This window comes from Larkinella ripae (assembly GCF_054780775.1).
This window is the reverse complement of the sequence record NZ_BAAGVR010000001.1, coordinates 124,577-149,073: the sequence shown is the minus strand read 5'-3', so window position 1 is coordinate 149,073 and position 24,497 is coordinate 124,577. Positions and strand designations below refer to the sequence as shown.

The window sequence follows — 24,497 nt, the reverse complement described above, 5'->3', positions numbered from 1 at the left end:
GGAAGGCTGTTTACCTTCGCAGGACTAACCCTACTAGTAACGTCGTGTGCGTAAAAACCGTATCGAAAAACGTGCCACTCAGACAAAAATACGAAATTACTGACACCTATTTAGCAGACTTGCCGTATGGAATCCGATAAACATCCGTCCGACGACCCGGAAAAACCGCTCGGGAAAGCCACACGCCGGACCAACGCGTTTGTGCAGTATTCGTCGATTGGTTTTCAGATGCTCGCCACAATTGGACTGGGCGTTTGGGGAGGCATCAGGCTCGACGAATGGCAGGGAAATCAGAAACCCATCTGGACGCTGGTGCTGTCGTTGTTCGCCATCGGCTCGTCCCTGTACCTGTTCATTCGCAGTTTACCCAAACAACCTTGATATGCTTCCCGGTATAGGGTTTACCGCTTTCCTGGCAATTGTATTTTTTGTAGCCGAATACTACGGCGCTACGGCCTGGCTGCATCCCTACTGGAAATTTATGCTGATTTTTTTTCTGAGCATTTCCTTCCTGATTCACCGGCTCATGGAGGTTGGTTTTCAGAATAATCGCGAGAAATTCGTGCCGTTTTACATGGCGACGATCGTGGCCCGGCTCATTCTTTCGCTGGTCTTTGTCGGGGTGTTTTTGTGGCGCGGACTCAGCGACGTAAAACTGTTTATTCTGGACTTTCTTGCACTATATATATTTTATACAGTCTTTGAAATCTACATTTTGAATCGTAACTTGCGACGCGGTTTGTGATACATACCATTTACTTCATATGTTTCGTCTCCTGATTCGTAACGCTTTCTTAAGTATCATTCTGTTTCTGAGCACGTTGGTGGCGGTTCATGCCCAGCATGAAGACCATCACGATCATGCGGCTGCCGAAGGTGAGAAAAAATTCAATGTGGGTGATATGATCATGCACCACATTAAAGATGATCACGGCTGGGAATTTGCGCACGGTCTGACATTGCCTTTGCCGGTCATTCTGCACACCCAGGATCGCGGTCTGGAGGTCTTCTCATCATCGCATTTTGCCCACGAAGCCAATTACAACGGGTACGTCAAAGAACACAATAAAATTTACCGGGCGGGCGCCGATGGCAAACCGGATAAATCAATTAAGGTAAACGATTTCTCGATCACCAAAAACGTAGCTTCCCTGCTGCTGAGTGCGGTTTTGCTGGTGCTGGTCTTTTTCTCCGTTCGGAGCGGGTATGAAAAAAACAAGGGCAAGGCTCCGAAGGGATTGCAATCGTTTCTGGAACCGATCATTCTGTTTGTCCGCGACGAAATTGCCAAGCCGAACATCGGCCCGAAATACGAACGGTATCTGCCCTTCCTGCTGACGTTGTTTTTCTTTATTCTGTTCAACAACCTGCTGGGGCTGCTGCCGGGTGGCGCCAACCTGACTGGCAACATCGCCATCACGATGACGCTGGCCGTAATCACTTTTCTGATTGTTAACCTGAGCGGCAACAAGCATTACTGGGCGCACCTTTTCAAACCGACGGGCGTTCCGGTGGCCCTGCTGCCGATCATGATTCCCGTCGAAATTGTGGGCGTGTTCATGAAGCCGTTCTCGCTGATGGTCCGGTTATTCGCCAACATCACGGCGGGTCACATCATCATCCTGAGCTTGCTGGGTTTGATTTTCATTGCCAAGGATCTGGGCGGTTCGGGCATGGGTTGGGGGGTTAGCCCGCTGATTATCGTGTTCTCGCTGTTCATGAACCTGATCGAATTGCTGGTTGCGTTCCTGCAGGCGTTTATTTTTACCCTGCTCTCGTCGATGTACATCGGCAGCGCCATTGAAGAAAGCCACGAAGCTGATCACGGGCATTGAGTATTCGGTACTCGGTATACGGTTTACGGTGAGCTACCGCTTTAGTGGCAAAACCGGAGCAGTAACCGGGCCGAAAACTATAAACCGAATAACCATTTTTCGTTTGTATTCTTTTTGTTTAACTATAAATCTGTTTATCGAGCATGTTAGCAATGTTGCTCTCTATTCTTTTGGAAGCTACAGGTAGCTTCGCAGTAATGGGTGCCGCAATCGGCGCTGGTTTGGCAGCTATTGGTGCTGGTCTGGGTATCGGCCGCATTGGTGGTTCAGCGATGGAAGGTATCGCTCGTCAGCCGGAAGCTGCTGGTCGTATCCAAACTGCGATGTTGATTATCGCAGCCTTGATCGAGGCCGTGGCCCTGTTTGCCGCCGTTATCTGTCTGCTGATTTCACTGGGTTAATCCGGAAATCCGCATTCGAGTCGCCGATTGCATTAGGCGTTGGCCCATGACTCCCCAAAATTGGAAAAAGTCCGTCGGTATGAGCTAGTCAACCGGCGGGCTAATTCTCAAAAACACGGAAATTCAACGTATTTATATATCCTAATTTCATACTTCCATGGATCTGCTGATTCCTGATGTTGGGTTATTGTTCTGGATGGTGGTCGTTTTCGGGCTGCTGTATTTCATCCTTTCAAAATTTGCCTGGAAACCAATTACGGAAAGCCTGAAAGAACGGGAAGACGATATCCAGAAAGCTCTGGATATGGCCGAGAAAACCCGGATCGAAATGGCTAAACTGCAAGCCGACAACCAGAAGTTGCTGGCCGAAGCGCGCGCCGAACGCGATGCCATTCTGCGGGGAGCCAAAGAAACCGCCGACCGGGTGATCGCCGAATCCCGCGATAAAGCCACGCAGGAAGGCAAACAGATTATCGAGAAAGCCCGCGAAGAACTGCAATCGGAGCGTCAGGCCATGATTGCGCAGGTAAAACGCGAAGTGATTGATCTGTCGCTGGAAATCGCCGAGAAAGTGCTGCGGAAAGAACTGAGCGACCAGAAATCGCAGGAAGAATTGGTTAAAAGTCTGGTCGCCGAATCCCATTTGAATTAAGACTTACGAGTTCAGAGTTATCAATACGTGAGCCCGCTCTTAACTCAATCACTCCAAGATGGCAGAGTCAACAGTTGCATTCCGATACGCTAAATCCCTGATCGACCTGGCTCAGGAAAAGCAGAAGGTCGAAGAGGTTTATAATGATATGACTTTTTTTCGGCAGGTGGTTGGTCAAAACCGTGACCTGATGCTGGCCCTGAAAAGTCCGATTTTGCGGCACGAAAAGAAATTGGCCGTCCTTCGGGCCATTTTTGAAAAACGGGTCGATCCCCTGTCCTTTTCGATCTTCAATATCATTACGAAGAAAAACCGGGAAGGCATTATGGACGTGATTGCCGACGAGTATATCCGGCAGTACAACAGCCTGAAAGGAATCCAGAAAGTGCAGGTGGTAACCACGGTGCCATTGACGGAAGAACTTCGGAAAGAATTCACGGACATCGTTGCCAAATCCACCGGCAAAAAGATTGAACTGGAAGAAAAAATTGATCCGAAACTGATCGGTGGCTACATTCTTCGGATCGACGATCGGCAGATCGATGCGTCAATCCGGAATCAACTGGCCGAGTTGCGGTTGAGCTTTCTGAACTAAATCAAGAGAATGTATCCAAAGGAAACCTGTCCGGTCTTCAAGACCGGACAGGTTTTTTTGTTATCATGCGTTATTAAACGCTTCAAATGGATTTACTCGCCCAGACCCGCACCATCGACATCCTCCGCGTTGTGACGGATCTAGGGTACGTGTTGCAGGAAAACCGCAAAATCATCTGTCCGTTTCATTCCGAAAAGACGCCCTCGCTGGTTATTTATCCGCAGAATAACTCCTACCACTGCTTTGGGTGTGGCAAACACGGCGATGTGATCAACTTCTACGCCGGAGTGGCTCAGCTGGAATATGCAGCCGCCATGCACGAACTGGCCTTCAATTATTTGCCCGGCTACAAACCGGAACTGTACAAACGAAGCCCTCTGAAAAAGATACAGAAAACCGCCGTAACGCCAGCCGAAAGAATTGCCTTACCAACCGATACCAAAACGTACGAATACAAACCCCTGCACAGTGAGATTTACGAAGAGTTCCGGCGGTTTTGCGAACAGCAGCCACCCGGTTCCGTCCGAAAAGAAGCGTGGGATTACCTGACCAGCCGCGGTTTTTCGGAATCGACCTTGCGGAAATTTCACATTTTTACGGTCAACGATTACCACACGGTTCAGGCGCATTTGCGCAATACGTACAACGTTCTGGATTTGCAGGAAAGCGGCCTGTTCAACGAAAAGGGCAACCTGATTTTCTACCGCCACGCCATCATTATTCCGTATTACCGCAAAAACCGCCTATTGTTTTTGCAGGGGAGGGTGATTGGCAACCCGTCCGATACGGTTTCCCGGTATCAGTTTCTGAGCGGTGTTCCGGTCGAACTTTTCAATGCCGATGTGATGGATGTTGTGAAAACCGGCCAGACCCTGTACGTCACCGAAGGGGCTTTCGACTGCATGACGCTGATGCAGGAGGGGATGCCCGCCGTGAGCCTGGGCAGTGCGACGATGTTTAAAAAAGACTGGATGAAATTGTTCCGGCGGTTTGAAATCTGCTTTTACTTCGATAACGATGCCGCCGGACAGAAGGCTGCCCGCGAGTACGGTGAGCTTTTCGGCCAGTATGGCGTTTCTACGCGGATCAAAACGGTCAAAGAAGGCTATAAAGACGTGAACGACTACTTCTCAAAACGCGGGTGACGGCTTACTGGAATTCCTTCACAAATTTGAAGTGCGACGGCCGAAACGTCAGTTGCTGATAAAACCGGTGGGTGTGCGTGCGTTTTTGATTGGCCGTTACTTCCAGATTGACAAAACCGTGGGTTTCGGCGAGTTCTTCCAGCGCGGCTACCAGTTGCCGCCCGATCTGCTGATTCCGGTATTCCGGCATCACGTATAATTCCTGGATTTCGCCGACCTTGCCGGTGTGGTGAAGCAGATACTGGACGTGGCAACTAATAAAACCGACTATTTCGCCCGCCACTTCGGCCACCAGGTAGTGCACCCGGCGGTCGGTGAGGTTTCGCTGAAAAACCGCCCGGAAAGCCACGGCATTCAGCTGGCATTCTTCCAGTTCACAAATGAAGCGATAAATCGAACCAACATCCTGAAAATCAGCCGGACGAATGTGGGCGGGAACGGTCATGGTCGGAGAAAGATTAGGTAAGGTTTCGGGAAGTGGCTAAGATGTGGTTAAATTTCGGGAAATTCTGATGAATCCTAAACCCGATGATGAAAAAAATAAGTTTCTGGCCTTCGTTGGCCCTGCTCGCGGCTGCCGTTGCCTGCCAGTCGAACTCTTCGAGCGACGATAAAACGACCCAAACCGACACCTCCCAAACCACTATGTTTGCTTCCGACGCGGATTTTCTCCAGAAACATCATCCCGATTTAGTAACCTTAAAAGACGGCGATGCCCAGGTTTTAATCTGCCCGGCCTATCAGGGCCGGATCATGACCAGCACGGCCGACGGTCAAACGAGTTACGGCTGGATCAACCGGGAACTGATCGAATCGGGGAAGCTGGTGCCGCACATGAACGCGTTCGGTGGTGAAGACCGGTTCTGGCTGGGGCCGGAGGGCGGACAGTTTGCGATTTATTTCAAACCCGGCGCTGAATTTAACGGCGATAACTGGCAAACCCCCGCGCCCATCGACTCCGAACCCTTTACGCTGGCTTCGAAGGACGATCGGTCGGCCCGGTTTACGAAGGAGTTTCAGTTGACGAACTATTCGGGTACCAACTTTACCGTAGGCGTCGAGCGGGACATTCACCTGCTGCGTCCGGAGCAGATCGGCCAGGCATTGGGCGCTGCGGGTATGCCGCTGAGCGACTCCCTGAAAATGGTGGGCGTCGAATCGGTCAATACGCTGGTTAACAAAGGAAAAGAACCGTGGGTCAAGGAAAAAGGCCTGCTGTCGGTCTGGATTCTGGGAATGTACAAGGCGTCGCCGGAAGCCACGATTGTTGTGCCGTTCGAGCCTGGTACGGGTCCGGCGATCAACGACAGTTATTTTGGGAAAGTGTCGGCGTCCCGGCTGATCCAGAAGGATAAAGTGGCCTTTTTTCGGGCGGATGCCAACGAACGCGGTAAAATCGGGGTGCCGCCCAGCCGCGCCAAAAACCGCCTGGGGAGTTACGATCCGAGTTCGCAAACGCTGACGCTGGTCACGTTTACGTTCAATCCGGCCCACCGGGATTACGTCAATTCGGCCTGGGAAATGCAGAAAGACCCCTATGCCGGGGATGTGGCCAACTCGTACAACGACGGTCCGATGAAACCGGGTCAGCCGCAAATGGGGAAATTTTACGAACTGGAAAGTTCGTCACCCGCAGCCGCCCTGCAACCCGGCGGTCGGTTGACGCATACGCACACGACGCTGCACATTCAGGGCGATGAAACCCAGCTTGACAAAATTGCCCGCCAGTGGCTGGGCGTTTCGCTGGAGGAAGTTGTGAATGCGTTTTGAAAGCAAGCGAAACCGCCCAGCGGGGACCGTTTCTGAAAAAGACAAAAAAGAACAAACTCCGCAGGAGCGACCTGAGCAAAATAAGAGGTCGCTCCCTGCGGAGTTTACGAATAAAAACCGGGTGCTCGTAAAAAAGCTCTCCCGGAGTACTAAAAACCGGTTTTTAGTACTCCGCGAAAACCGTTGCAAAAGGAGCTAACTCAAACCGCAGGGTGCCCGTGTCGTCGGGGGATACGGTTTGCGGGGTTTCGTCCCAGAACGAATCGGGTGAAGAGCAGGCGTTCTGAAAGCTCGTTTCGTCCAGAACACGCACGAAAACCGGTTTTTCGGCCGGAATCCTGACCACCTGCGGGTAATCGGTCAGATTCGCCAGAATGAAGGCGGTTTTCTCGTCCTTTTGCAGGCACAGGGCCTCCACGTCGAAGGGCCGGTTGCTGGTGACTGGCACCACCCGCCCCTCCCTGAATTGGTTGACAAACCGGAACACCCAGTAGAGGGGAAAAACCGTGCCCGCTTCCGCGAAAAACCGGTTGGGATACGCCGAGGGGAAATCACCCTGGACGATGCCCTGTTCGCCCACGGTTTCGTAATACGTCAACGAACGGGCCCCGGCCTGAATCAGATTTTTCAGGCTGGCAACGGTCCAGGCGGCTCCAAGCAGCGACATTTGCCGCGGATCGGTGGAAAACGGCAGCTGATTCGGATCGGGAGCCGGCTTGTCGCCCGTGGCATCGGGATTAAAACGGGGTCGGAGCGTGACGGGCGAAACGTGAACGTTCGGAATCCAGCGACGGGCATCCCGAACCGTGTCCGATTGGGCGGATGCGTTTTCCACCAGCGTCAGCTGATCAACCGCGTGGGCCTGGGGACTAATCGAATAGCTCAGAAAATCGACGGCCGTGAGCGGGGGTGTTTCCCGGTTAACCGCCACGAAGAAAACGTTGGTTCCGGCACCGATCTGGGCATTGGGAAAAGCCTGCCGAATCGGCGGCACAACCTGCTCAAGCAGCGAAACCGGTGTGGTTTTGGCGAAATTACTGACAATCAATACCGACGAAACGCGGGCGGCATCGACGGGCTCTTTCAGAAACGTATAAAGCTCATAGTTGGCCAGCTGGTTGAAAATCAAAACCAGTTCCAGACTTGCATCCAGCCGGGTCGCGTCGTCAACCGCCTGGCGAAACGTCGCGGGCCAATCCGGTTTTTGAAAATCGACCTCGACCCGCAGGTGTTGAAAATGCGCTTTCCAAAGTTGCGCCACAACCGTATCCGTCAGCGGTTCGTGATTGGCACTCAGACCAATTGCGGGAAGTGGCAGGGGAGCGGAACCACCGGAAATGCGGGTTTCGGAAGTTGATTCCAGGTCCAGAGGGCGGGCGTCGGAACCAATCAGACGCAACTCAACCGACTGCTGAATTTTGTCACCCGGTTTAAGCGTGACCGGAAAGGGCTTCGACAAGGGCGTGCAGTACGTTTTGTACGACGCATCCGTCCAGTTGCGCTGGTCTTCAGTTTCAAAAACATCGCCCACAAACCACAAAACCGCAGCGCCCCCGTTGACCGTTGGCCACTGCATTTCCCGGATGTTGAAAAAAGGCTGATGCGGATTGATGGTGTCGGGAAACGTTGCAACCGACTGGCTGCCGTCGGGATGCGTGAGCGTACAGGCTTGTCCGGCACATTCCGGAATGGGGTGCAGAATGCAGAATCCGGCCCGGTTTCGCCGAAACTCGGCCAGGGCCTCGCCGTCGATGTTGAATTGAATCGTGCCGTCGGGATCACCGGTGATTTCGCACTGCCAGCGGAGGTGTATGGTTTCACTGCGGCAGATGCAGGTATAACGAATCCGAAACGAATCGGCCTGTTGATCAACGGTTTCGTCCTGAATTTCGTGCGTTGCCGTCGCCCAGTTCGAATCGCGGACCGCGTGGTACATCAAGCGCAGTACTTCGTGGTCGCCCAGGCGGATGTACCGCAGAAAACCGTTCTCGTACAGCATGGTAAGCGGCCCGGCGCGCAGGGCACGGGGTTCCGGCAGCGGCTCGTGCTGGCCGTAGCGAATCAGGGAAGGTGAATGCATCGTGGTTTAGTAATTCTGCAACTGATCCGATTCAAAAATATGTTTGCCGGTCAGTTGGTCCTGGGCTTTTTTACACATCGCATTGGCGACACTTTCGGCGCGAACGCCTTTGTATCGGGCCGGAATCAGCGGATTGAGCAACTTCATCAGTCCTTCGCCAATGCGCTCGCCGAGCCGAAACTCTTTCCGGTCGCCCAGCAGGAGGGAAGGTCGAAAAATCAAAAAAGTCGGGTAATTTAAGGCCGTAATGTCGCGTTCGAGTTCGCCCTTGACGCGGTTATAGAAAAAAGTGGAGCCGGGATTGGCGCCCATCGACGAAACCAGCAAAAACTGGTTGGCCTGATTGACCAGCGCCCGTTTGGCCACGTCCAGGGGGTATTGGTAATCCACTTTCTGAAAGGCTTCCCGCGAACCCGCCTGTTTCATGGTGGTGCCGAGGCAGCAGAAAACGTCGTCGGCCTGAACCAGCAACCCGTTCGGATGGTCGAAGTCATACTGAATTTCCTGTAAGCGGGGGTGTTGCCAACCCAACGAATGACGAACCAGCACCTTTACTTTTTCGTAGGCTGCCGAATCCACCAGGCGGTGCGTCAATACGTTGCCGATGAGTCCGGTTGCGCCAACGACGAGCGCAGTCTTTGAAGCGGGTCTGGTCATTTTGGGTTAGTTACCGATAAGATTGCTAATTTATAAGCGAGTATTCGTTTTTTTACCATATTTTTTCGAAAAACTACTCAATGAAGCGACTACCTTCTGCATTCCGGCGATTCGGATGGGTGCTGGCCGCGCCGATTCTCCTCGGACTTGGCTTTGCGGATACCGACTTTCCGACCCGTCTGGTCGAACGACTACACGCTTTCAACACCGCCTATCCGAAAGAAAAAGTGTACGTCCAAACCGATAAACCGTACTACTCCGTCGGGGAAACGATCTGGATCAAGGGGTATTTGTTCGATGGTCCCCAGCACCTGGCCGATTCCGTCAGTAAGGTCCTGTACGTGGATCTGGTGCAGCTTGCCAGTAAAAAGGTCGTCGTACACCGGATACTGCGGGTGGAAAACGGATATGCCAGCGGAGATATTGCCCTGGGCGATTCACTGGCCGCGGGCGGTTACTGGCTGCGGGCGTATACGGGCTGGATGCGGAACTTCCCGGAAGACTATTATTTTACCAAACCGCTGACGCTTCTGCGAACGGATGCCGAAAACCGTCAGGACCCCGTACCTGCGCCGAAAAGCACCCGGCCCGATGTGCAGTTTTTTCCGGAAGGGGGGCAACTGGTCACCGGCATTGAAGGGCGGGTGGCCTTTAAAGCGGTGAGCCCGGTCGGGAAAGGATTGGAAACGTCCGGTTTTGTGTTGAGTTCGGCCGGCGACACCGTGACCGGTTTTTCGGAAAAGCACCTGGGAATGGGTTATTTCTCGTTTAAGCCCGAAACCGGTCAGACCTATACGGCATTCGTCAGACTCAGTGACGGAAGTACGCATCCCTATCCCTTGCCGCAGGCCCAGCCGACTGGATACGTGTTGCTGGTCGACAACATCACCAACCGCGATAACGTGCGGGTGTATATTAAGAACAACAAACCGGCCACCGTTCAGGGGAAATTTACGCTCATTGCCCAGTCGCGCGGGAAAGAAATTCAGGTGGCGCAGGGCGATGTGGGCAAGAAAGCCCTGATGATGCAAATTCCCCGGCAGTTGTTTCCGGACGGGATTTCGCAGTTCACCCTGTTCGACGAAACCAACCAGCCGGTTTGCGAACGACTGGTTTTTGTCGAGAAAAATAACCGGCTGACGATCAGCCTGAAACCGTCGAAACCGGTGTTTGGCCCGCGCGAAAAAGTGCAATTGGCTATTTCCGTCACGGATGCCGCCGGAGCGCCGGTTCGGGCCAATCTCTCGCTGGCGGCTACGGATGCCGGTCAGGTGCTGGAGAAAGAACCGTACCCGACCGATCTGGTGTCCTACCTTTTGCTCCATTCCGACTTGAAGGGAACCATCGAACAACCCGGTTATTACTTCAACCCGGCCAATAAGGAACGCCTGAACGATCTGGATGTTCTGATGATGACGCAGGGCTGGCGCCGGTTTGTCTGGAAAGACGTTTTGCAGGAAACGTATCCGCCGACCACTCACCCGATTGAGGAAGGGCTGGTTTTCTCGGGTCAGGTGCTGCGACCGAATCAGAAAACGCCCGGTACGGTCAACCTGACGTTTATGGTGATGCAGCCGGATAGCTCGCGCGATGTGCTGGCGGGCGAAACCGACGAGAACGGGCGGTTTCGCGTTCAGGGACTGGATTATCTGGATTCGACCAAGGTGCTGATTCAGGCCGTGATGGGCAAAAACAACCGGAATGTGGAGGTCCGGCTGGATGAGCTTTTCAGTCCGACCATCAAACTGACGCAGATTCCGTATAACCCCATTGTGTTTCAGCGCGATGAACTGGCCGATTACCTCAAACGGGCGAAGGAATACCTGGAGATTGAGCGGCAGATCCGGCAAAACCGGGAAATTTTGCTGAAAGAGGTGACGGTTCGGAAGAAACGGGAAGCGCCCTCCGACTCGCGGAAAATTTACGGCCAGGCCAGCAACACGCTGAAGGTCGATCAGAAAATGATGGGCGCGGGCATGAACGTGATTGATTTGCTGCGGGGCCGGATTCCGGGCGTCAATGTGTCGGGCAGCGCCATGAATCCAACGGTGCAGATTCGCGGGTCAGTCAACTTTTCGGGCGTGGTCGAACCGTTGTTTACGCTGGACGGGGTGCCCGTCGACAAAGCCAGCATCGTCTCGATCCCGGTTTTTGATGTCGATTACATTGATGTCCTGAAAGGCGCGAATGCGGCCATTTTTGGCAGCCGGGCCAGCGGGGGAGTCATTGCCGTCTACACCAAACGCGGTTCACCAAATTACGATTTCGCGCAGGAAAAATCGCCCGGAACACTGGTGACGACCTTACCCGGTTTCCGGGCGACCCGCGAATTTTACGCGCCCCGCTACGACGAGGCTAAACCCGAACACGTTCGGCCGGATTACCGCCCGACGCTGCACTGGGCACCGATGATCCAGACCGACGCCGATGGCAAAGCGCAGGTCAGTTTTTTTTCGTCCGATGCCCGCGCCCCGATTCGCGTCATCGCCGAAGGAGCCTCAACCGATGGGCGGCCGGGCGTTGGAAAGACGGTTCTTGAGGTAAAGTGAGGCCATTACTTCGACATTCGTTATTTGATATTCAATATTCGCTATTTAGCGCAGGTCGAGATAATAGCGAATATTGAATATCAAATAACGAATAACGAAATAGTATGGAGGCTGAATAAACCGGTTTTTTGTATTTTGCTCCCTAAACCTATACCTGATGAATTCCATGAAGATGCCTATTTTGGCGGCCCTGCTGATGGCAAGTAGCTGCCTGACGCTGGCCCAAACGCCTTATCCTTCCATCGGTTCGATTGAGCGCCTGGATCCGAAGCTGGATGCGCTGATTCCGAAAGATGCGAAACTGGAAGTGCTGGCCAGCGGTTTTGACTGGTCGGAGGGGCCGGTTTGGGTCAAAGGCGCCGGGAATGCGGAAGGCTATCTCCTTTTTTCGGATGTTCCGCAGAATACGGTCTATAAATGGTCGGAAAAAGAAGGTAGTCAGCCCTTCCTGAAGCCCTCCGGCTATACCGGTGCTGCTAAGTACAGCGGAGAACCCGGCAGCAACGGGCTGGCGCTGGACGGCAAAGGGCGGCTGATTTCGGCGGAACACGGCGATCGGCGCATTTCGGCGCTGGCGCTGGACGGAGTTTCGGGCGGGAAACGTACGCTGGCCGATCAGTACAACGGAAAACGCTTCAACAGCCCGAACGACGTAGCTCCCCATTCGAACGGGAGCGTCTATTTTACGGACCCGCCCTACGGGTTACCGGAGCGGGAAAAGGATACCAAAACCCGCGAATTGACCATTCATGGGGTTTACCGGGTGACGCCCGACGGCAAAGTAACGCTTCTGATCGACAACCTGACCCGCCCCAACGGCATTGCCTTTTCGCCCGACGAAAAGACCTTGTACATTGCCCAATCGGACCCGGAAAAACCGTATATCATGGCGTATCCCGTGCAGGCCGACGGAACGGTGGGCAAAGGGCGGCTTTTTTACGATGCCACGGAAGGCGTCAAACAAAACTGGCCGGGCCTGCCCGACGGCCTGAAAGTAGATAAAACCGGTACGGTTTGGTCGAGCGGACCGGGCGGTATCCTGATCATTGCCCCCGACCGCCCCGACGGACCGGGCAAGCTCCTGGGCCGCATCCGAACGGGGGTCGCCACGGCCAACTGCGCTTTCGGGAACGACGGTTCTACGCTTTACGTCACGGCGGATATGTACCTGATCCGGGTGAAAACCCTGGCGAAAGGTCTTTAGGAAACCGGCTCTGGTCGCGGGAAAATGCCGTTGCCCGGAAAAGAAATAACCGATAATTCTTACCGCCTAACTCATCACTCCTACGCCTTCTCTCGTTATATTTGTGTTTGCGTTGGCACGAATCGTGAGGTAAGGATTTACGGGTTAAAGAGTTATGATTGAGAACAGAAAATACATTGTCATCGGCGTTTTCTGTCTGGTTGGGCTGGTCTATCTGTCGCGTTTGTTTTATCTGCAGGTTCTGGATGACAGCTATTCGCTGGAGTCGTCGAGCAATTCCATCAAACGGGTGATCGAGATTCCGTATCGGGGTCAGGTGTACGACCGGAACGGAAAACTGCTGGTTTACAACACGCCGGTTTACGATCTTTACGTTACGCCTAAAAAAGTATACATTCCGGATACGCTGGCGTTTTGTCAGTTGATGAACCTGGAGCGCTCCGAGTTTGACAGCATCATGGAGGCTGCCAAAACCTACTCGCCCCGAAAACCGTCTTTGTTTCTGCGGCAGTTGTCGAAAGAAGATTTTGCCCGGATTCAGGATGCGCTGGTCGATTACAAAGGCTTTGAACACGTCACCAGTTCCAACCGAACCTACCCGGCCCGCACGCTGGCGAACACCCTGGGCTACGTCAGTGAAGTAAGTAAAAAGCAACTGGACGAGCAGGAAACGCCCTACTACCGGCAGGGCGATTACATTGGCCGCAGCGGTCTGGAAGAACACTACGAGTCGGTTTTGCGGGGGCAGCGCGGCATCAAGTTTATCATGCAGAACGTCCACGGCGTACCGAAGGGTGCCTGGAAAAACGGTGCGTTCGATTCGCTGGCCATTGCGGGCAAAAACCTGCATACGGGCATCGACGTCGAAATTCAGCAGTACGCCGATACGCTGATGCAGAATAAGGTCGGAAGTGTGGTGGCCATTGAGCCTTCGACGGGGCAGATTCTGGCGATGGTGTCGGCACCGACCTACGATCCGAATATTCTTTCAAACCGGTTTTTCTCCAAAAGTTACGCCCAACTGGCAAAGAATCCGTACAAGCCGCTCATCAACCGCCCGGTGATGGCCAGCTACCGGCCGGGTTCGACGTTCAAGCTGATTCAAAGTCTGGTGGCCTTGCAGGATGGAGCGATTTTTCCGAGTTCGATCTTCAGCCACGCGGGCGTGCCGATGAAATGCCACTGCAACCGTTCGGGGCGTCTCAACCTGTCGGGGGCCGTTCAGTATTCCTGCAATCCGTACTTCTACCACGTTTTCCGGCGGTTATTGTACAACAACGCGGAGCGGAACACCTTCAAGGCGTCGGCAATGGGCCTGCACCATTGGCATAACATGGTGACGAGATTCGGGATCGGGCAGAAACTGGGCATCGATCTACCCAGCGAACGGAAAGGAAACCTGCCCGATGCCGATTATTACGACCGCATGTACGGCGAGAAACACTGGAAATTTTCCACGATCTACTCGCTCAGCATCGGGGAGGGCGAATTGCTGATTACGCCCCTGAAGATGGCGAATGTGGCGGCAATCATTGCCAACCGGGGCTGGTATTACACGCCCCACCTGGTTAGCGGCATTGGCACACCGGGCCAGGGCATTGATCCGAAATACCTTGAAAAACACGACGTTGGCATTGATCCCCGGTATTTTGAAATCGTGGCCGAAGGCATGCAGGGCGCGGTTGAACACGGCACAGTGACGGCGGCCGCTACCATACCGGACATCACGATTTGCGGAAAAACCGGGACTTCGCAGAATAAAAAAGGCAAGGATCACTCCATCTTTGTGGCGTTTGCTCCGCGCGAAAACCCGAAAATCGCCATTGCGGTTTTTGTCGAGAATGCGGGCTGGGGCGGGGTCGCAGCGGCTTCGGTGGCTTCGCTGGTCATCGAAAAATACATCAAACGGCAGGTCGTCGACCACGTGCTGGACAAGAAAGTCAAAGAAGCGAACTACCTGCCCGGTGTGATTCTACCTCCCAAACCTGCGCCCAAAAAGCCCGAACCGCCGAAAGATAGCGCGGCCAAACCGCTGATCGTGAAAGCGATACCCGCCCGGGCCACTTCGCCCGCCGTGGTAGAGCCCCCGTCAGTGGCCGCCCGCCCGGTGGCTACCAACGGAAACTAATTCATCGTTCATCCTTTATAATTCATTCTACCTTTGGTTTCCCGCGAACCACAAATTACACAAAACATCGACTGGGTAACGCTCATGCTCTACATGGCCTGTGTGTTAATGGGCTGGTTGAATGTGTATGCCGCCGTTTACAGCCCCGAAACCCAGACGAGCCTGTTCGACCTGTCGACCAACGCCGGTAAGCAGTTGATGTGGATCGGTACGACCGTTTTGCTCATCATTGCCATTCTGGTCATCAACTACCGGTTTTGGGACACCTTTGCTTTCGTGATTTACGGCATCACCATCCTCTTGCTGCTGCTGGTGCTGGTGGCGGGGTCGAACATCAACGGATCGCGGTCCTGGTTTAAGTTTGGCGCTTTTTCCATCCAGCCTGCCGAATTTGCCAAGCTGGGCACGGCCCTGGCGCTGGCCCGTTACATCGACTATCCCAACGTTAACCTTACCAAACTGAAAGACCAGCTCTGGTGTGCCGGAATCATTGCGCTGCCCGCCTTGCTCATCATCGCGTCGAACGAAACCGGCTCGATGCTGGTGTTTGCCTCGTTCATTATCATGTTGTACCGGGAAGGGTTGCCGGGCATTTATCCGCTGATTGCGGTGGTGGTGATCACGCTCTTTATCCTGACGCTGATTGTGCCGAAGCTTTATTTGTTTGGGGCGATTCTGGTGCTGGGCGTGCTGCTGTTCTTTCTGACTCCGCGCTACCAGCGGTCGTTTCAGAATGTAATGGTGATCGGCATCACGGCCTTCCTGATGATTGCCATCGTGGCAGGAGTGGATTTCTTTGTCAATAATGTGCTGCAGAAACACCAGCAAAACCGCATCAAGGTCCTGATCAATCCGGCTGCTGATCCGCTGGGCGCGGGCTGGAACGTGACCCAGGCCAAAATCGCGATTGGCTCCGGACGGTTGCAGGGCAAAGGGTTTCTGGAAGGGACTCAGACCAAATTCGACTTCGTTCCTGAACAAAGCACCGACTTCATTTTCTGCACCATTGGCGAAGAACACGGTTTTTTGGGAAGCACACTCGTCCTGTTTCTGTTTGTCACACTGCTGTGCCGCATTGTCCTGCTAGCCGAAAAGCAGCGAACGCGCTTTGCGCGGGTATACGGGTATTCGCTGGCGGGGATTATCTTTTTTCACCTGATGATCAACGTCGGAATGACAATCGGCCTGATGCCCGTGATCGGGATTCCGTTGCCGTTTTTCAGCTACGGCGGTTCGTCGCTCTGGTCGTTTTCGATTCTCCTGTTTATCTTCCTGAAACTGGATTCCCGGCGGGTGGGAATGTTTACGCGGTGAAAGAAGCTGAATGATACATGTAAAATGAGTAACGCTAAATGTGAAAGTGAGGAGCATCCAACCACTTTCACATTTAGCGTTACTCATTTTACATTTGAAATTATCTTAAGTTACACCACCTTCACGGCAATCCGGTGGCAGGCGTTGTTGCAATAGCCTTCCGGATTCCATTGCGGCATCACCATCGGTTGCGAAACACCGGCATCGTCGATGGCTTTCGCCCAGATTTCGTAATAGCCCTTTTGGGGCAATTTAAGGTCGAGGGTCCATTGCTGCCAGGCCAGCCGGTTTTTGGGCGCCTGTAATTTGCAGGTCTGCCAGGTGCTGCCAAAGTCAAACGAAACCTGCATAATTTTAACGGCCCGGTCGCCCGCCCAGGCGTGGCCGCGCAACGGAATCGGTTGGCCAACTTGTACGGTAGCGCCGGTTTTGGGAAACGTAATGAGGGATTTCACCGGCATGGATTCAATGATTTTGAATTGATCTTCCGGCGGATCGACCCCCGGCGCAACGGGATTGATCGGTACTTTGTAGCTCTTTCCGGTCATTTTGGCCCCGTCATGAACCTTGTTGCGCACCGCAATGGTATGCAGCCATTTGCCCGAGGTCGAAGCGGGCCAGCCGCCCACCACCAGCCGCAACGGATGCCCGTGCGTCAGCGGAATATCCTGACCGTTCATGGCCCAGGCCACCAGCGTTTCGTCTTCCAGCGCTTTTTTCATCGGCACCCCCCGCGAAATAACCGCTTTGGTGGGGTCCTTGCTGACGTGTAAATCCTGGCCGTAGTAGCCAATGTAAACCGCATCGTCTTTCAGGCCCACATCCGCCAGAATATCCTTCAGCCGGACGCCCGTCCATTCGGCACAACTCACCGCGCCATCCGTCCACTGGTTTCCGGCGGCCTGGGGTGCGTAGCCCGCCCGCCCGTTGCCGGCGCACTCCAAGACGAGCTGGTAGGTATAGGATTTGAATTTCTTTTTTAAATCGGCCAACGAATAGGTTTTAGGCGCTTTTACCGACTCACCGTTGATGGTCAGTTTCCAGGTCGCAACATCGATGCGTTCCGGAATCAGGCCGTTGTTCCGAATAAACATTTTGTCGGCGGGCGTGATGGCATCGTCCAGCAGGTGCGCCGGGGTTTCGATGTTCCACGGTTTATCGTTCAAAACCGTCATGTCTTTGTTTTTGCCCAGCATGGGGTTGGGCTCAAAACCAAGCGGTACGTAGCCCGTGGGCATCCGTTCGGCAAAGGCAATTTCGGCTCCTAAAATACCGGCCATAGAGGCCAGGGTACTTTTTTTCAGAAAACCACGACGGTCGAAGAGTGGTGATTGTTCCATTTAACGGAAAAAGAGTGGGTTTAATGAATCAAAAGTAACAAAAAAAGACCTGCCGGGGATCTAAATCCTGGCAGGTCTATAAATTCTGTATTGCAAACCGCAGCCGATCCGTTACACCACGGCTTCGCGGTGGATGATGGCTTCGCGATCCGGCCCGGTCGAGATGAAGCTGATGGGCAGGCCCAGTTCGGTTTCCAGAAAGTCGATGTAGGCTGCCAGCTCCGCGGGAATCTCTTCATAGGTGTGAAAATCCGTCAGGGCGGTTTTCCAGCCTTTGAATTCTTTATAAACCGGGGTCACGGCCGTATCGCACAGATCGTAAGGCAGTTGCTCCGAAACCGTGCCGTCGGGGAGCTGGTAATGCGTACAGATTTTGATGGTGTCGAAGATGTTCAACACATCGACTTTCATCATAATCAGTTGCGACACGCCGTTGATCATAATGGTGTATTTCAGGGCGGGCAAATCGAGCCAGCCGCACCGGCGTGGGCGGCCCGTTGTGGCACCAAACTCCCGGCCTTCCGCCCGCATCCGTTCGCCGGTTTCGTCCGACAGCTCGGTGGGGAAGGGGCCGCTGCCAACGCGGGTGCAGTACGCCTTGAAAATCCCGAAGACCTCGCCGATTTGCCGGGGCGCAACGCCCAGACCGGTGCAGGCCCCCGCCGTCATCGTGTTCGAACTGGTCACGAACGGGTAGGAACCAAAATCAATATCGAGCAGCGAACCCTGCGCGCCTTCGGCCAGCACTTTCTGGCTGTTGTGCAGCGCCTGGTTTACTTCGTATTCACTTTCAACCAGTTGGAATTGCTTCATGAACTCCACGGCATCAAAGAACTCGGTTTCAGCCTGCGGCAAAACCGACTGATAATCGAACTGATGGTGATCCAGCGTAATTTTGTGAGCGGCCACCAGCTTGTTGTATTTGTCCCGGAAATTCGGCGACAGCACATCACCCACGCGCAAACCCTGGCGGGCTACTTTGTCCTGATAGGTAGGGCCGATGCCGCGCAGCGTCGAACCAATTTTAGAGTCGCCTTTGGCCTGTTCGTAAGCCGCATCCAGCAGGCGGTGGGTCGGCAAAATAATCGACGCTTTTTTGGAAATGAAGAGATTGCGGGTCAGGTCGAGGTTGAATTTGGCTAAACCGTCAATTTCTTTCCGGAAGACAATCGGGTCCAGTACGACCCCGTTGCCGATGATGTTTTTGATGTCAGCCCGGAAAATGCCCGACGGAATCTGGTGCAGTACGTGCTTAAAACCGTCAAATTCCAGCGTATGACCAGCATTGGGCCCGCCCTGAAACCGGGCGACCACTTCGTACTGCGGGGCCAGTACATCCACAATTTTCCCCTTGCCCTCGTCGCCCCATTGAAGGCCGAGTAATACATCTACCATGATAAATAGTTAAAGATAAAGACTGCGTTCATCCAATCGGTCTTTGTCGTTGAAGCGTAATGGTCGGGCGGTTTTTACCCTATGACACCAGCGGCTGGCCGCCGTGTTCCTGAAGGTCTTTTTCTTCTTCGGATTTCGTACGGTTTTCGCAGTTGTCCCGTTGGCAGCTTCCGTAGAAAATCAGCGAGTGGTGCATAACGTTGAATTTCAGCATGTCACCCACCAGCGACTGAATGTTCTGCACGCGCGGATCGCAAAACTCCATGACGTGGTGACAATCCGTGCAGATAATGTGGTCGTGCTGCTTGTAGCCGTACGATTTTTCGTACTGCGCCAGGTTTTTCCCAAACTGGTGTTTGGTCACCAGATCACAATCGACGAGCACATCCAGGGTGTTATAAACCGTTGCCCGACTCACCTGATATTTTTTATTTTTCATCGAGATGTAGAGTTCGTCCACATCAAAATGATCCTCGCGGTTGTAAATTTCTTCCAGAATTGCGAAGCGTTCCGGCGTTTTCCGGAGGGCTTTGCTTTCGAGATAAGCCGTAAAAATTTTTTTTGCGGCATCAAGATTGGCTTGTTTTGCTATTGGCATAACTTCACAGATATGGGCTCAGGGCTTGGGAGTACTTGGTTTAGACGAAAATGCGTACTGACTGTCAGTGTTCCAGTCACCAACGTCCCAACCCCTGAACGCGTAAAGGAATACAAAATTAATCAAACCGGGCTACTTTCACGACTCCATCGACTTTTTCGAGTTTTTTCATCAACTCTTCGAGGTGGCGGGTGTTATGAACGTATAACTTCAGGGAGCCTTCAAATATTCCGTCTTTCGAATCGATTATGATCGAACGAATGTTGATGTGCAACTCGTTGCTGATGATCTTCGTCACGTCGTTAACCAGCCCAACCCGGTCGGTGCCCGTAATGCGCAACCCGGCCAGAAACGCCAGATCCCGTTGCGAGGTCCATTTGGCTTTGATGATCCGGTTGCCGTGGTTCGACATCAGCTCGACGGCGTTGGGGCAGGTGGTCCGGTGGATCTTAATGCCTTCGTTTACCGTTACAAAACCGAAGACGTCGTCGCCCGAAATCGGATTGCAACATTTCGCCAGCGTGTAGTCGATCCGGTCCATGTCCTCGCCGATCAGCAGCATGTCGGCATCGGCCCGTTCGCCGTGGATTTTCTTCAGCTCTTTTTCAAACTGCTTTCCATCCTGAAGCGTGTCGGTATTGAGTTTGTTCTGGCGGTTTTCCTTGGCATCCTTGTCCGACTTAAACCGTTTCAGTTCCTGAACGTCGATGTGTCCCTTGCCAACGCGGTAAAAGAAATCATTGGCGGTTTTGGAGCCGAAATACGCCCGGAGCTGGTTGACGGTTTCGTTGGTCAGTTCCAGCCGCAGTGTTTTTAGCTTGCGGACCACGGCTTCGCGCCCGTCCGTAATGTGCTGCTTGTTTTCCTCTTTAATGAGGTCCTTGATTTTGGTCTTGGCCTTCGACGTCACCACAAACCGCAGCCAGTCCTCGTTGGGCTTTTGCTTGTTGGACGTAATGATTTCAACCTGATCGCCGTTGTTCAGCACGTGGCTGAGCGGCACCAGCGTCGTGTTGACCTTGGCGGCCATGCACCGCGCCCCGATCTGGGTGTGAATGTCGAAGGCAAAATCCAGGGCTGTTGCGCCCCGCTGGAGGACTTTCAGGTCGCCTTTGGGCGTAAAAACAAACACTTCCTCGCTGTAAAGATTGCTCCGGAAATCATCCAGAAACTCAATGGCAGCGGTTTTTTCGTTGTTGGCCGATTCCAGCATTTCGCGCACCTGGCTGATCCAGGACTCGATGCCCCGGCCGGTCTGGGTTTCGTTGCCTTTGTATTTCCAGTGGGCCGCGTAGCCTTTTTCGGCAATTTCGTTCATGCGGGCCGTCCGGATCTGTACTTCCACCCACTGCCCGGCTTTGCTCATCACCGTGGTGTGCAGGGATTCATACCCATTGGCGCGGGGCGTACTGATCCAGTCCTTCAGCCGGTCGGGGTTTGGTTTGTAATGGTCGGTAACTACGGAATAAGCCTGCCAGCAACCGGCTTTTTCACTGTCCTGAGGAACCTTCAGAATAATCCGGATCGCGAACAGGTCAAAGATTTCCTCGAACGGTTTTTTCTGCTTGCTGAGCTTATTATAAATGGAGTAAATCGACTTGGGGCGCCCTTTCACCACAAAATCATACCCCATTTCTCTCAGATCTTCCTCAATCGGTTCAATAAACTTGGCGATGAAGCGATCCCGTGACGTTTTGGTTTCCCGTAATTTGCGGGCAATATCCTTGTAGGCTTCCGGTTCGGCGTATTTCAGATACAAATCCTCCAGTTCGGATTTAATGGCGTACAAACCCAGCCGGTGGGCAAGGGGCGCATAGATATAAATCGTTTCGGAGGCAATCTTGAGCTGCTTGTCGCGGGGCATCGAATCGAGCGTCCGCATGTTGTGCAGCCGGTCGGCCAGCTTGATCAGAATGACCCGCACATCGTCCGACAGCGTCAGCAGCATTTTGCGGAAATTCTCGGCCTGCTGCGAGGTGCCGTATTCAAATTTGCCGGAAATCTTGGTCAGACCGTCGATGATCCGGGCCACTTTCGGACCAAAAAGCCGGTCGATGTCCTCGATGGTCATTTCGGTATCTTCCACCACATCGTGGAGCAGGGCGGCTACAATCGAGGTTGTTCCCAGTCCAATTTCTTCAACGGCAATCTGGGCGACGGCCAGCGGGTGATAGATGTACGGTTCGCCCGACCTTCGGCGCATACTCTGGTGAGCTTCCAGCGAGGTATTGAACGCCTTTTTGATCAGCTTGGCGTCGTTATCTTTCAACATCGGTTTCGCTTCCCGCAACAACCGGCGATACCGCTTCAAAATTTCCTTCCGTTCCAGATCAAGTTCATTGACCGGTTCCGCGATTACATTCATAAGGGTGTGATCTCCTTCTCTGAGACTCTGCATAGCTTCCAGGTACAGGCTATACATTAAATTTAAAAAATGGACTCAGCAAACCAAAGGAATACTTGTAAAAATTAATCCTCCTGCAATTTGCGGTTGTACGATACCGAAAACATTCGTACTTTTGCAGGCCAAAATAAGTTCACAAACCAGAGGAGCGGCTTCTGAATTCCACAACGGAGTACGAAGTCCATAACGACGGGTCGTGAACGAAGTTGTATTCGCGTTTGCGGGCGTGGCGAAATTGGTAGACGTGCCAGACTTAGGATCTGGTGCCGCAAGGCATGGGGGTTCGAGTCCCTCCGCCCGTACTAGTTTTACTTGTGAATGAGTGAATTAGCGATTGAGCGAAATAGATTCTTCTTCTATTGGCGCTTCCGTTGATTCACTCATTCGTTCATTCACTCAATCACTCCTTATTTTCCCGTGGAAATTGCATTAGAGAAATCAACGGAAACCAATGCTTCGCTGAAAATCAAGCTTACCAAAACCGATTACCAGCCCGAAGTCGATAAAAAACTAAAGGATTACGGCCGCCGGGCCAGCATCAAGGGTTTTCGCCCGGGCAAAGTGCCGGCTTCGTTGATTCAGAAAATGTACGGGCGCAGTGTGCTGGTGGAAGAAATCAACGAGTTGTTGAAAAATACGGTAAACAATTACATCCGCGACAACAAGCTGCAGATCGTTGGGGACCCGCTGCCGGATCGCGAACAAGCCGATGCGATCGACTGGGACAGCCAGAATGAATTTGAGTTCAACTACAACCTGGGGCTGGCGTCCGACTTCGAGGTTGATTTCAGTGCGTTGCCCCCGGTTCCGGCCTACGAAATCGAAGCGGGCGAAACCGAGTTGAACAACACCATTGAGGAATTGAAAACCCGGTTTAGCGGCCACGCCCACGCCGAGGAGTCGGCGGAAGGCGACATGATCTACGGCGAGCTGAAACAACCGGCCAAAGAGGACGGCGAACCGTTTGAAACCAAAACCGCCCTGCCTACCAAGCAGATTGCCGCCGACGAACTGGCGCAATTCATCGGGTTGAAAAAAGGTGATACGGTTACGTTCGACATTCAGAAAACGTTTCCGGACGAAAAATCACGCGGACTGGCCACGGGCCTGAAGGGCGAAGAAGCCGCCGAACTGGAAGGGGAGTTTACGTTTACGGTGGAAGATGTCACCCGCAACGAACCCGCCGAAATCGGTCAGGAGTTTTTCGACAAAGTGCTGGGCAAAGATGCCGTTGAAACCGAGGAGCAGTTCCGGGAGAAAGTCCTGGAAATCATCAAAGGAAATTACGGCCGGGAATCCGTCACCCTGCAACGCATTGATATTGAGCAGGCCCTGCTCGACACCATCACCATCTCGCTGCCGGATGACTTCCTGAAGCAATGGCTGCTGGCGACCAACGAAGGGAAAGTGACGGAAGCCGAAGTCGAGGAGCAGTACGATGCCTTTGCCCGTTCGGTGAAGCTGCAATTGATCAAAAATAAAATTGCCAGCGAAAACGAAATCAACGTAGCGTACGAAGATGTGCTGAACGTCACGCGCGGAATGGTGCGCGAGCAGTTTGGTTTTTACGGCGACGATGAGCAGATGAACCAAAGCATCGACAAAATTGCCCAGCAATACCTGATGGACGAGAAAGGCAACAACTACATGCAAATGTATAACCGCATTGCCGACGACAAGGTAATCGAGCTGATCAAAGACAAACTGACGCTGGAGCCAAAAACCATTTCGGTGGACGAGTTCAAAGAGCTGGTGAGCGCCCGTCAGCCCCAGGCCTAATCAGCAGGCGAGTCAATCGGATCGGGTTTTAAGTCGCTTTCCTAAACCGGAGGTGAGTTAAAACCCGATCCGGTTTCGTTCGGTGGGCACCACCAGATTCCGCACCACTTCCACCAGGGCGGTTTCTTCGGCTTTGCGTTTCCAATAAACCACTTCCATCCGCAGTTTTTCAATTTCGAGTTCTTTGCGTTCCTGCTCGGATTTCAGCGTTTCGACCTGATGCACCACTTCGGCCGGGTACAATTCCGGCTGGGGCTGCACGTCGCCCGAAAGCAGCTGGGGGGCGGTGGTGCCGAGGGCCGTCGCAATCTGCTGCAGCCGCGAGATGGTGAGGTCGGTTTTTCCCCGCTCAATGTCGCCGTAAGCGGTGGTGGAAAGGCCCAGCATATCGGCCATGTTTTCCTGCGAATAGCCCTTCTGTTGGCGTAATAAACGGATTTGGGTGCCTATAGTCATCGGATCTCAAGTAATTCTGACAAGATAATAAGTCAAACCGACTATCAAAACCGGGTTTGATTTCTCATTTTTGTAGATAACACGATCGGTGGGGAAGTTGGTTTCCAAACCGCAGCGTTGCTGCCGAAAACGGGTTCGTCAGGAAAAAAAGAGGAAAGCCTGCCGACGGTTTTCGGGAGTCCGTTAAGTTTGTAT

At 53.2% G+C, this 24,497-nt stretch carries 21 protein-coding genes and 1 tRNA gene; 14 read left to right on the top strand and 8 right to left on the bottom strand.

From position 1 onward, the window contains the following. Positions 1-126: 126 nt before the first annotated feature. From ACYVHX_RS00685 to ACYVHX_RS00655, 7 genes are all read left to right on the top strand, one after another. Positions 127-381 (top strand): AtpZ/AtpI family protein, encoded by a 255-nt coding sequence (locus ACYVHX_RS00685; RefSeq protein ID WP_460669667.1) that lies wholly within the window; start codon positions 127-129, stop codon positions 379-381. 1 nt (position 382) lies between these two features. Further along, positions 383-745: a hypothetical protein gene (locus ACYVHX_RS00680; protein ID WP_460669666.1), complete on the top strand. Its 363-nt coding sequence runs from the start codon at positions 383-385 to the stop codon at positions 743-745. Between the two features lie 19 nt (positions 746-764). Next, the gene (gene atpB, locus ACYVHX_RS00675; RefSeq protein WP_460669665.1) at positions 765-1,835 is read left to right on the top strand and encodes a F0F1 ATP synthase subunit A; all 1,071 of its coding nucleotides are present in this window, start codon (positions 765-767) and stop codon (positions 1,833-1,835) included. A gap of 143 nt (positions 1,836-1,978) precedes the next feature. Further along, complete coding sequence (gene atpE / locus ACYVHX_RS00670; protein ID WP_460636583.1) at positions 1,979-2,236, top strand: ATP synthase F0 subunit C; 258 nt, start codon at positions 1,979-1,981, stop codon at positions 2,234-2,236. Positions 2,237-2,393: 157 nt separating this feature from the next. Further along, on the top strand, positions 2,394-2,888 hold the full coding sequence (gene atpF, locus ACYVHX_RS00665) for a F0F1 ATP synthase subunit B (protein WP_460669664.1): 495 nt from the start codon (positions 2,394-2,396) through the stop codon (positions 2,886-2,888). A 58-nt stretch (positions 2,889-2,946) separates the two neighbouring features. Further along, entirely contained in the window at positions 2,947-3,483 is a 537-nt protein-coding gene (atpH, locus tag ACYVHX_RS00660) for an ATP synthase F1 subunit delta (RefSeq protein ID WP_460669663.1), read from the top strand. 86 nt (positions 3,484-3,569) lie between these two features. Then, entirely contained in the window at positions 3,570-4,628 is a 1,059-nt protein-coding gene (locus ACYVHX_RS00655; RefSeq protein WP_460669662.1) for a CHC2 zinc finger domain-containing protein, read from the top strand. Positions 4,629-4,632: 4 nt separating this feature from the next. Here the strand turns inward: ACYVHX_RS00655 and ACYVHX_RS00650 are convergent, their stop codons facing one another. After that, entirely contained in the window at positions 4,633-5,073 is a 441-nt protein-coding gene (locus ACYVHX_RS00650) for a GNAT family N-acetyltransferase (protein ID WP_460669661.1), read from the bottom strand. Between the two features lie 86 nt (positions 5,074-5,159). On the opposite strand from ACYVHX_RS00650, the gene ACYVHX_RS00645 reads away from it, so the two are divergent. Next, the gene (locus ACYVHX_RS00645; RefSeq protein WP_460669660.1) at positions 5,160-6,398 is read left to right on the top strand and encodes a DUF6786 family protein; all 1,239 of its coding nucleotides are present in this window, start codon (positions 5,160-5,162) and stop codon (positions 6,396-6,398) included. A 163-nt stretch (positions 6,399-6,561) separates the two neighbouring features. Here ACYVHX_RS00645 and ACYVHX_RS00640 read toward each other — a convergent pair whose 3' ends face one another. Further along, the gene (locus tag ACYVHX_RS00640) at positions 6,562-8,478 is read right to left on the bottom strand and encodes a hypothetical protein (RefSeq protein WP_460669659.1); all 1,917 of its coding nucleotides are present in this window, start codon (positions 8,476-8,478) and stop codon (positions 6,562-6,564) included. A gap of 6 nt (positions 8,479-8,484) precedes the next feature. Beyond that, positions 8,485-9,135, bottom strand: a complete 651-nt coding sequence (locus ACYVHX_RS00635; protein WP_460669658.1) for an oxidoreductase — start codon at positions 9,133-9,135, stop codon at positions 8,485-8,487. Positions 9,136-9,215: 80 nt separating this feature from the next. Between ACYVHX_RS00635 and ACYVHX_RS00630 the strand changes: the two genes are divergently transcribed. The 4 genes from ACYVHX_RS00630 (at position 9,216) to rodA (ending at position 16,330) form a co-directional block, all read left to right on the top strand. Continuing rightward, positions 9,216-11,684 carry a TonB-dependent receptor plug domain-containing protein gene (locus ACYVHX_RS00630; RefSeq protein ID WP_460669657.1) on the top strand — a complete coding sequence of 823 codons (2,469 nt, stop codon included), beginning with the start codon at positions 9,216-9,218 and terminating at the stop codon, positions 11,682-11,684. A 166-nt stretch (positions 11,685-11,850) separates the two neighbouring features. Beyond that, on the top strand, positions 11,851-12,888 hold the full coding sequence (locus ACYVHX_RS00625) for an SMP-30/gluconolactonase/LRE family protein (protein ID WP_460670404.1): 1,038 nt from the start codon (positions 11,851-11,853) through the stop codon (positions 12,886-12,888). A gap of 154 nt (positions 12,889-13,042) precedes the next feature. Beyond that, a complete protein-coding gene (mrdA, locus tag ACYVHX_RS00620) occupies positions 13,043-15,016 on the top strand; it encodes a penicillin-binding protein 2 (protein WP_460669656.1) in 1,974 nt (657 codons plus the stop codon). Between the two features lie 33 nt (positions 15,017-15,049). Beyond that, positions 15,050-16,330, top strand: a complete 1,281-nt coding sequence (rodA, locus tag ACYVHX_RS00615; RefSeq protein ID WP_460669655.1) for a rod shape-determining protein RodA — start codon at positions 15,050-15,052, stop codon at positions 16,328-16,330. Between the two features lie 110 nt (positions 16,331-16,440). Here the strand turns inward: rodA and ACYVHX_RS00610 are convergent, their stop codons facing one another. From ACYVHX_RS00610 to ACYVHX_RS00595, 4 genes are all read right to left on the bottom strand, one after another. Then, complete coding sequence (locus tag ACYVHX_RS00610; RefSeq protein WP_460669654.1) at positions 16,441-17,670, bottom strand: sulfite oxidase; 1,230 nt, start codon at positions 17,668-17,670, stop codon at positions 16,441-16,443. Between the two features lie 111 nt (positions 17,671-17,781). After that, positions 17,782-19,065: an adenylosuccinate synthase gene (locus tag ACYVHX_RS00605; RefSeq protein ID WP_460669653.1), complete on the bottom strand. Its 1,284-nt coding sequence runs from the start codon at positions 19,063-19,065 to the stop codon at positions 17,782-17,784. A 79-nt stretch (positions 19,066-19,144) separates the two neighbouring features. After that, positions 19,145-19,663 carry a Fur family transcriptional regulator gene (locus ACYVHX_RS00600; RefSeq protein ID WP_460669652.1) on the bottom strand — a complete coding sequence of 173 codons (519 nt, stop codon included), beginning with the start codon at positions 19,661-19,663 and terminating at the stop codon, positions 19,145-19,147. 118 nt (positions 19,664-19,781) lie between these two features. After that, positions 19,782-22,028 (bottom strand): RelA/SpoT family protein, encoded by a 2,247-nt coding sequence (locus ACYVHX_RS00595; protein ID WP_460669651.1) that lies wholly within the window; start codon positions 22,026-22,028, stop codon positions 19,782-19,784. 259 nt (positions 22,029-22,287) lie between these two features. On the opposite strand from ACYVHX_RS00595, the gene ACYVHX_RS00590 reads away from it, so the two are divergent. Together ACYVHX_RS00590 and tig are read left to right on the top strand one after the other, a co-directional pair. Further along, positions 22,288-22,369: transfer RNA gene (locus ACYVHX_RS00590), tRNA-Leu, on the top strand. A 115-nt stretch (positions 22,370-22,484) separates the two neighbouring features. Next, complete coding sequence (gene tig / locus ACYVHX_RS00585; protein WP_460669650.1) at positions 22,485-23,846, top strand: trigger factor; 1,362 nt, start codon at positions 22,485-22,487, stop codon at positions 23,844-23,846. 57 nt (positions 23,847-23,903) lie between these two features. Here the strand turns inward: tig and ACYVHX_RS00580 are convergent, their stop codons facing one another. Further along, a complete protein-coding gene (locus ACYVHX_RS00580; protein WP_460669649.1) occupies positions 23,904-24,302 on the bottom strand; it encodes a helix-turn-helix domain-containing protein in 399 nt (132 codons plus the stop codon). Positions 24,303-24,497 lie beyond the last annotated feature (195 nt).